Raw genomic sequence first — 9614 nt, 5'->3', positions numbered from 1 at the left:
ATGTTAAAGGGCGAAGTATACCTTTGGTCAGCAAAAGTATACAACAACATTGAGGATCTGACAGATGCAAAAACTGCATTAAACGATATCACGGGGTACACGCTGATGGAGGATTTCGCATCCGTTATAAAAGATCGCAGCAATGACGAACTTATATTAACAATTCCATTTTCGTATAACGAAGCAAATATGTCCAACACCCACATGTTCGCATACGCAATCTCGAATTTCAATGGAATCTATTATAAAGACACCATAGACGTGAATTCCACCACACTTATCGATCCATTAAACATTGGTCAATCAAATATTGGCGGTTTGCAACGGTACGCATATACGTATGACCTATTTCAATCCTATGATATAGAGGATCAACGGAGAGACGCCACATTTTACGATTTTTATGCGATTGATAGAAATGTAAACCCTCAAAAAGTTACCATACGGAATACTGTATTAACAAAATTTCTAGGAGAAGAAAACAACAACATTCATTACTGGGATAGTGACTGGCCGATTTACCGTGAGGCAGACCGGCTTTTGATGCTCGCAGAAATAGCTAATGCGGAAGGCGATAATCCTGCACAATATATTCAGACAATACGTAATCGCGCGTACATGGGTAATGACCCGACGCCGTTTGTTAATGGAAGCACGGATGAAAATGAGCTAGCAATTCTAGAGGAGCGAAATAAAGAATTCGTTTTTGAAGGGAAACGCTGGTACGATATCCGTCGAATGAAACATGCAGGTAAACCGTTCGTCTTCAAGTCTCCAAATCATTCATATGGTGTCCTAAATGAAAGTACCGAGGCTTACAAAACATTATGGCCGGTTGGTAGTCAGGTATGGACAGATGATCCGTTAGTTGATCAAACACCTGGATACCCTACAACAAAACCTTAGTCAGTATTAGATTAGTTAAATAAGCGAGGGCTAGTGTGATCCCGTATCCATTAGTCCTTCTTTCAGTTACATTTGGAAACTCAAAATATCAAGAATAAGTCACACGCTACAGAAGCTAAACAAAAAACAATGTACACACAGAAAATCGAAGGCCTAATTGCAGCGCCATTTACACCATTTGATGCCATGGGAGAGTTAAATCTGGAGATTATCCCTGACTATTATAATTTACTGAAGGCAAACAAAATTGTAGGTTCATTCATTTGTGGATCGACTGGGGAAGGTGTATCTCTTACGTTCCAAGAAAAAATAAAAGTTATGCAGGCGTGGACCGCCTTAACAGCAGATGACAAAGATTTCACATTAATGATGTTTTTAGGCGGAACAAATGTTAAAGAGTGTATGGAATTAGCAAAAATAGCAGAAGAGTCCGGGGTTGACGTAATTTCATTCACCTCACCCTTCTACTTCAAACCCGCAAATGCGAAACAGCTTGCTTTATGTTGTGCTAAAGTAGCCTCAGCAGCACCAAATACAGCTTTCTATTATTATCACATTCCCGTTCTTACAGGGGTCAACATCGCGATGCTGGATCTGCTAAAAGAGATAGATACGCTTATTCCTACGTTTAAAGGGATTAAGTACACGCACGAAGATTTTATGGACTTCCTGTCTTGTATGAATTACAACGATCGGAAATACGACATGTTATGGGGCCGCGATGAAAATATCTTATCCTCCTTAGTGCTTGGCAGCAGGGGTGCTGTCGGCAGTACTTATAATTATGCAGCACCTTTATATATCGATCTGATGGAGGCATTCGATCAAGGTGATTTTGAAAAGGCAAATTCTCTACAACAAAAATCTATTGATATGATAACATTACTTGGGAAATATGGCGGTATTGCAACAGGTAAAGCTTACATGAAACTCGTTGGTATTAATTGTGGCGAATTTAGGTTGCCTGTTGCCAACATGAGTCAAGAAAACTTCGTTGATTTTCAACGAGAAGTCGCCAAGCTCAACTTTGAATCATTTAAATCTAGGGTATAATGAAAATACAACCCGCTATTCTTATGATTACCGCTATTTTAACCGCATGCGGAACAAAGCATGAAAATTACAATATTCGTTGGAATTCGAATGAAGCGCTACCTCTACAAAAAGATGGACGTAAACACATCGGGATAGCGGGACCTATTGCCGGTATTATCGGCGACAAATTAATTATTGCTGGTGGCGCTAACTTCCCTGACAAAAAGCCGTGGGAAGGTGGAATAAAACAATACTCCCCCGAATTATACATTTTCAAAATAGATGGAGACAAAATTTCGTTACAAAGCCAACACCTTCTTTCCGAACCTATTGCATATGTCGGAAATTGCTCATTGAATGACGCATTATATATCGCTGGCGGCGAAAACCAAAAGGGAGTCTCTGCTGAAGTTAAAAAAATTACCTTTACACAAGATTCTGTTCTTCGAGAGAGGCTTACACCTTTACCACTACCTTTAACAAATGGTTCTCTCGTTTCAGCTAACAATAAGCTTTATTATATCGGGGGTGAGAATCAAGATCTCGTTTCCGATAAAATATATTGTTTGGATCTTTCTGTACCCAGCAGTCTTTGGGAAGAACTGTCTACTCTACCCTATCCAGTAACGCACGCTGTAGTAGTATCCAACAAGAAGAATAAAATATTAGTGGTCGGTGGTAGAAAACGAAACAATGGCGGACGGAGTACCATCTATAGCAAGATTTTCGAGTTCGATATACCTAACAATAACATTATAGAAATAGGTACGTTACCCGAGCCCTTAGCTGCAGGTACCGGCATATTGGACTCTTCGGGTGATTTACTTATCTTCGGTGGTGATAACGCTGAAACCTTTCATAAAGTTGAGTCAATTATAGCTGAAATAGGCGAAACGAAAGATCCAATTCAAAAAGAAATTTTAAATACACGCAAAGCACAGCTCCAAGATGAACACCCAGGTTTCAGCAATAAATCATGGTCGTATAATATTGCTCAAAAAAAATGGTCGCCTCTGACACCTATTAAGGGTGAAAGCCCCGTAACCACTTTAGCGATAACACACGGTGAACTAATTATTATCCCCAGCGGAGAAAAAAGTGCGGGTATCCGCACAGATCAAATATTAATCGGAAAAATCGAAAGAAACTAATTATAGCAACATGTTAAAAAACACGAAACAATATCCATGGATCGTCGTTGGCCTACTATGGGTTGTCGCTCTTCTTAACTATCTCGACAGACAAATGCTATCAACTATGCGCGATTCAATGCAGGTTGATATTATTGAACTCCAAACCGCTGAGGCTTTTGGTATTCTAATGGCGATTTTTTTATACATATATGGATTTATGAGTCCTGTCGCCGGAGTTGTTGCTGATCGAGTAAACCGTAAATGGCTGATAGTCGTAAGTCTATTTATATGGTCAGCTGTCACATACGCAATGGGGTTAGTCGATAATTATGACCATTTGTTAATTTTACGCGCAATTATGGGTGTTAGCGAAGCGCTATATATTCCAGCCGGCCTAGCTCTAATTGCTGATTATCATACTGGAAAAACCAGATCGTTAGCTATTGGCGTACACATGACCGGTTTGTATATGGGGCAGGCTCTTGGAGGCTTTGGTGCAACGCTCGCTAGTAATGTCGGTTGGCATTCAGCATTTCAATGGTTCGGTCTTGTCGGTATAGTCTATGCAGTCCTCCTGAGTTTTTTACTACATGAAAAAACGCACGAAATATCGAATGAACCAAATACAACCGTAAAAGTACCGCTTTTAAAAGGATTATCAACTTTATTCTCAATGACTGCATTTTGGGTAATTCTGCTCTACTTCGCGGCACCAAGTCTACCTGGGTGGGCGACAAAAAATTGGCTCCCGACCCTATTTTCGGACAGTTTGAAAATTCCTATGGAACAAGCAGGTCCATTATCAACTATAACGATAGCGGCTTCGTCGTTCATCGGTGTTATTATCGGCGGAATGGCGAGCGATCGATGGGTCTTAAAAAATATACGAGGACGCGTCTACACCAGTGCAATCGGGCTTGCCTTAACAATTCCGTCCCTAGTCTTGCTTGGTATGGGAGAAACTTTCCTTGCGGTAGTAGGTGCGGCGATATTATTTGGAATAGGATTCGGTGTCTTCGATGCAAACAACATGCCTATTCTTTGTCAATTCGTTCCTTCGCGGTTACGTGCTACAGCGTATGGGTTTATGAACATGGTTGGCGTATTTGCTGGTGCAGCTATTACGCAAGTATTAGGAAAATTTAAAGATGATGGACATTTTGGGGACGGTTTTGCGACGTTAGCCTTAGTAGTTCTAATAGCACTCGTACTGCAATTAGTGACGCTTCGCCCAAAAGTAATTGACTTTACTGACCAATAGAATAACATGGCATCAAAATACGTATTATTTTTTCTCATTTCGGTTTTATCTACAGTAACTCTTCATGCTCAAAAGAAACTTAAAGTAGCAAGCATCGGTGACTCAGTAACCGAAGGGCTCGGGATTGAACAGAGAGATAAAAATGCTTATCCCGCCGAACTCGAAAGATTACTCGGATCAAACTACGAAGTAAAAAACTTCGGCCATAGCGGTGCCACTTTGTTGCACAATGGCCACCGTCCTTATCAAAATACAAAACAATTCACCGCCGCGCTGGAGTATAAAGCAGATATCGCAATCATACATTTAGGATTAAACGATACTGACCCGAGGAATTTTCCGCACTTCGGAGATCAGTTTATAAGCGATTACCTGTGGTTAATTGATACACTAAAGCAAGATAATCCAAGTTTAAAAATCTATATATGTCAAATGTCTCCAATATTCACTGGACATCCAAGATTTTCTTCGAGTACATTTGATTGGTACCATCTCCTGCAAGCACGAATCACTCAAGTGGCTCAAGCTAAGGATTTACCGACAATCGATCTATATGCTGCATTGCATAACAGACCAGATGTCTTCACGGATGCCGCTACTTTACATCCGAACGCCCATGGGGCAGCTCTTATTGCAAAAACAATATATCAACATATTACTGGCGATTTTGGTGGACTACAGCTTCCACAAATTTTCAGCAAGAACATGGTCGTGCAACGTGACAAACCTCTAAAAATATGGGGGAAAGGCAATGCTGGAACGCGTACTACTGTCACATGGGATGGCGACGAACTTGAGACTACCGTAACAATAGACGGCAACTGGCAAGTGACATTCCCTCCGCCAGAACTAAGCCAAGAGTCCAAAACGTTAACAATAGAGAATGGTACCGATAAATTTACTTTCGACAACATAGTTGTTGGGGACATCTGGCTTGCAGCTGGGCAATCAAATATGGACTTTCGGTTACACCAAGCCTTTGGTGGTGATAGTTTAGCAAGCACCGCTGACAAAAATACGAATATTCGTCTCTTCCAATTCGTGTCAGCAGGGATCACCGACAATATCGTATGGGATTCCGCCACCTTGCAGAAAACTAATTCGCTAGAATTTTTTAGTGGATCTTGGCAGGAAAATAATCAAAAGAACGCACGAAGTTTCTCCGCCGTAGCCTATGCCTTTGCAAACGAAATATCCAATAATCAAAATATCCCCGTAGGAATTATTACGCTCGCTGTCGGTGGATCACCGCAACTCGCGTGGCTATCGCGACTCACATTAGAATCCAACCCCACTTTTGTGCAATCCCTTCATCCATGGCGCAATACGGACTATTTAATGTCTTGGTGCCGTGAACGCGCAAATAAAAATTTAGAGCTATCCGACTCTCCCTTTCAACAGCACCCGTACGCTCCATCTTACATTTACGAAGCAGGTATTGCACAGCTTGTACCTTTCTCTATACGGGGCGTTATTTGGTACCAAGGTGAAAGTGACGCCGATAATCTAGAACTCTATAATAAATTATTTCCCACATTCGTCGCTAGTTGGCGCGAAGCATGGCAGGAAGACTTTCCTTTTTATTATACGCAACTATCAAGTATCCAACGACCTTCGTGGCCCCGCTTTCGCGACGCACAAAGGAAGTTGTTGGCAAAAATTCCCAATAGTGGAATGGCAATTACCAGCGATATAGGAAATCGGACGGATGTACATCCAAAAGAAAAAATTACTGTTGGAAAAAGGTTGGCGCAATGGGCATTATCCAAAGAATATCGTGAAAACAATATTGCTTCCGGACCTCTTTATAAAAATTATAAAACGAAAAAAAACAGTCTCATGCTAGAATTTTATTATGACGACGAACTACAGACGAAAGATAACGCTCCTCTTCATGGCTTCGCTTTCGAAACTCTTGACGGCAAATTCGTTGAAGCGAGCGGGCGAATTATCGCAAATCAAGTTCACGTTGAAATACCGAAGGACGCAACGCCTATTGCATTAGTCTACGGATGGCGTCCAGTTAGTCTAGGAAATTTAATAAATAGGGCGGAGTTACCGGCTAGCACATTTCGTTTATTGCTAAAGAAATAACAATGAATACAGAAAAACTTAATACTCTTCGTGATTTTTACAAAAAACAACTTTTAGAAGACACGATTCCTTTTTGGTTTCCCCGATCTTATGATCAAGAAAATGGGGGCTATCTCTTAATGCGTGACGCTGACGGTACTTTGATCGATTCAGATAAAGCCGTTTGGATTCAAGGTCGCACGTGCTGGATGCTTGCCACCCTATACAACACGGTAGAGCCGCGTCAAGAATGGCTTGAGGGAGCTCGACTTGGTTATGAATTCTTGAAAGATAAATGCTTCGATGTCAACGGAAAAATGTATTTCCACGTTGACAATGAGGGCAATCCTATTCGAATGCGACGATACTTTTTCTCCGAAACTTTTGCAGTTATCGCGTTTGCCGCGTATGCAAAGGCTTCAGGAGATCAACAGGCAGCCGAGAAAGCAAGGGAATTGTTCGGCGTCTGTTTAGAATATGCAAGCGGTGAACGTCTAATGGAACCCAAATTCGAAAATACAAGAATCACAAAAGGCATCGGTATACCGATGATTATGATCAATACCGCCCAACAACTTCGCGAAACAATCGGAGACAAACGTTGTGATAAAGCTATTCTAGAATGGATTAAAGAGATCGAAGAAAAGTTTGTAAAAGATGATATTCGCTGTGTAATGGAACAAGTCGCCCCAGATGGTAGTATTGTCGATCATATCGATGGTCGAACGCTAAATCCTGGACACGCTATTGAAGGTGCCTGGTTTATTCTGCATGAAGCCATATATCGAAAAAATGACATTCAACTCATTAATTTAGGCTGTAGAATGCTGGACTACATGTGGGAACGTGGTTGGGACAAGGAACATGGCGGAATCATATATTTTAGAGATGTATATAATAAACCCGTACAAGAATACTGGCACGATATGAAATTCTGGTGGCCACAGAATGAAGCAATTATTGCTACATTATTGGCATTTCTTATGACTAAAGATGAGAAATACGCAAAAATGCATCAAATGATACATGACTATGCCTACACACATTTTCATGATAAACAAAACGGTGAGTGGTTTGGCTATTTGCACCGCGACGGTAGCTTATCACAAACTGCAAAAGGGAATCTATTTAAAGGTCCTTTTCATTTACCTCGACAAGAGTGGTATTGTTGGTCAATTTTAAAAAACGAAATTGGGGAATAGCATGCGACTATACTACATCTTTAACATACGGTCCCCAAGAGCCAACTGGAATATGAGTATATGGATTCATATATTCTACTTGTTGTGCGGTTTATTTTTGACAAAAGTAAATGCTCAACAATCATTTATCCCATTACCCACCGATATTGTATGGACGGAAGGAGCTCTAAATGTAAGTAATGGTATACAGATTCAAAGAGATGATTTCGAACTAGACAAAGAATATCGCGCCGCCGAAGAAATAATTTCTGAACTAAATTTAACGGTAAAAACGTCAAACAATACAAATAAGATACCGACGTTAACGCTGAGGCGATCTAACAATAGCCAGAATAGGCAGCAACCCGAAAGTTATCACCTTTTGATTAATGGCGACGGTATTATCATAACTGCTAACGACAAAACGGGCTTATTTTATGGCTTACAAACGCTGAGGCAATTTGATATAAAAAGTCATAAAATTCCATTTTGTGAAATTAAGGACAAACCAGCCTTTGCGTGGCGCGCATTTTTATTAGATGTTGGCCGTAATTACCAGCCTATCGATATGATTAAGAACCAGATCGATGTGATGGCCAAATATAAACTTAACGTATTACACTTGCATTTCACTGAGGATATCGCTTGGCGCTTAGCAAGTAAAGCGTATCCGGAAATCACCGACGCTCAATATATGACTCGCTGGAAAGGGAAATACTATACTGAACAACAATTTAGCTCTTTAATCGATTACTGTCGAGAACGCCATATTACGTTAGTTCCAGAAGTTGATATGCCCGGACACAGCAAAGCGTTCAGTCGATTTTTTGGCGTTGACATGCAAACAGATTCAGGAATAACGTACATTAAAAGATTGCTGAACGAATTTTCACGAACATACCCCGATTTACCATATCTACATATTGGAGGTGATGAAGTAAAGATTACCAACAAAAACTTTATACCTGAAATCACCCGTTACGTAGAAACTCTGGGCTATAAAACAATCGGTTGGGAACCAGGTAGCAACCTCTCAGAACAAACGATACGTCAATTGTGGATGGGGGGTGCAAATGCAATTAACCAACGAGGATCGGTACAATATATAGATTCCAAACATCTATATATCAACCACATGGACCCTCTGGAAACCGTAACGACACTTTTCCATAGAAAGATCGGCTCACAGGACGAAGGTCACGCCAACCTTTTGGGTGCAACTTTATGCTCTTGGCCAGACCGAGCTGTGTCAAAAGCAGAAGATATGTTCTATCAAAATGCGATCTACCCTTCTCTAATTACTTTCGCCGAACGTATCTGGCGCGGTGGAGGTGAAGCAAATTGGATTTGTAATATCATGCCGACAAATTCGAGCGGATATAGAGAGTTTGAAGAATTTGAAGCACGTTTACTCATTCATAAACAAAAATACTTCACTAATAAACCTTTCCCATATACAAAACAGACCGACATTTTATGGAACCTGATTGGTCCTTTTGATAATAAAGGTAATCTCGCGGCAACTTTCCCGATCGAGAAAAAAATAAATATAGACTCCTACCCTGTTCATAAAAATATTAGGGGCGGAACAGTGATTTTACGTCATTGGTGGAATGACGTAATAAAGGGTGCAATTGACAACCCACAAGAAAACACCACATGGTATGCCTATACGAAAATCTGGAGCGAAAGTGAACAAGAAAAACCTTTCTGGATTGGATTTAATAACTTGTCAAGGTCTTACGCTAGTAATTCTCCAGAACTCGGGACTTGGGATACTCGAAAAAGTGCTGTTTGGGTGAACAAAACACATATTGCCCCACCGGTATGGAAACAAGCAGCAATAAAGGGAGACCTCGAGATCCCACTTATTGATGAGGGGTATACATTTAGAGACCCTACAATGATTAAATTAAAAAAGGGATGGAACGACGTTCTTGTAAAACTCCCAGTTGGAAGCTTTCAAGGTGACTCTTGGGATAATCCCATAAAATGGATGTTCACGTTTATTCCGTGCAATTAAAT

General features: G+C 40.7%; 7 protein-coding genes. All 7 read left to right on the top strand.

Annotation, left to right across the window (positions count from 1 at the left end; genetic code table 11):
* Positions 1-906 (top strand): RagB/SusD family nutrient uptake outer membrane protein (locus tag HP439_RS06170; RefSeq protein ID WP_172389472.1); only part of this gene is annotated, 906 nt, incomplete at its 5' end.
* Between the two features lie 129 nt (positions 907-1035).
* The gene (locus HP439_RS06165) at positions 1036-1959 is read left to right on the top strand and encodes a dihydrodipicolinate synthase family protein (RefSeq protein WP_172389471.1); all 924 of its coding nucleotides are present in this window, start codon (positions 1036-1038) and stop codon (positions 1957-1959) included.
* Positions 1959-3092 carry a Kelch repeat-containing protein gene (locus HP439_RS06160; protein ID WP_172389470.1) on the top strand — a complete coding sequence of 378 codons (1134 nt, stop codon included), beginning with the start codon at positions 1959-1961 and terminating at the stop codon, positions 3090-3092. The genes HP439_RS06165 and HP439_RS06160 overlap by 1 nt, the downstream gene beginning before the upstream one ends.
* Before the next feature lie 10 nt (positions 3093-3102).
* Positions 3103-4335: an MFS transporter gene (locus HP439_RS06155; protein ID WP_172389469.1), complete on the top strand. Its 1233-nt coding sequence runs from the start codon at positions 3103-3105 to the stop codon at positions 4333-4335.
* Between the two features lie 6 nt (positions 4336-4341).
* Positions 4342-6429 carry a GDSL-type esterase/lipase family protein gene (locus HP439_RS06150; protein ID WP_172389468.1) on the top strand — a complete coding sequence of 696 codons (2088 nt, stop codon included), beginning with the start codon at positions 4342-4344 and terminating at the stop codon, positions 6427-6429.
* Between the two features lie 2 nt (positions 6430-6431).
* The gene (locus HP439_RS06145) at positions 6432-7610 is read left to right on the top strand and encodes an AGE family epimerase/isomerase (RefSeq protein WP_172389467.1); all 1179 of its coding nucleotides are present in this window, start codon (positions 6432-6434) and stop codon (positions 7608-7610) included.
* 52 nt (positions 7611-7662) lie between these two features.
* A complete protein-coding gene (locus HP439_RS06140; protein ID WP_172389466.1) occupies positions 7663-9612 on the top strand; it encodes a family 20 glycosylhydrolase in 1950 nt (649 codons plus the stop codon).
* Positions 9613-9614: the final 2 nt, after the last annotated feature.

The sequence above is a fragment of the Sphingobacterium shayense genome (assembly GCF_013179575.1).
GTDB classification, from domain to species: domain Bacteria; phylum Bacteroidota; class Bacteroidia; order Sphingobacteriales; family Sphingobacteriaceae; genus Sphingobacterium; species Sphingobacterium shayense.
This window is presented reverse-complemented; position numbering and strand designations above follow the sequence as displayed.

Coding starts and splice junctions, on each gene's coding strand:
- HP439_RS06165 (WP_172389471.1), top strand. CDS start 1,036: ATGTACACACAGAAAATCGAAGGCCTAATTGCAGCGCCATTTACACCA.
- HP439_RS06160 (WP_172389470.1), top strand. CDS start 1,959: ATGAAAATACAACCCGCTATTCTTATGATTACCGCTATTTTAACCGCA.
- HP439_RS06155 (WP_172389469.1), top strand. CDS start 3,103: ATGTTAAAAAACACGAAACAATATCCATGGATCGTCGTTGGCCTACTA.
- HP439_RS06150 (WP_172389468.1), top strand. CDS start 4,342: ATGGCATCAAAATACGTATTATTTTTTCTCATTTCGGTTTTATCTACA.
- HP439_RS06145 (WP_172389467.1), top strand. CDS start 6,432: ATGAATACAGAAAAACTTAATACTCTTCGTGATTTTTACAAAAAACAA.
- HP439_RS06140 (WP_172389466.1), top strand. CDS start 7,663: ATGAGTATATGGATTCATATATTCTACTTGTTGTGCGGTTTATTTTTG.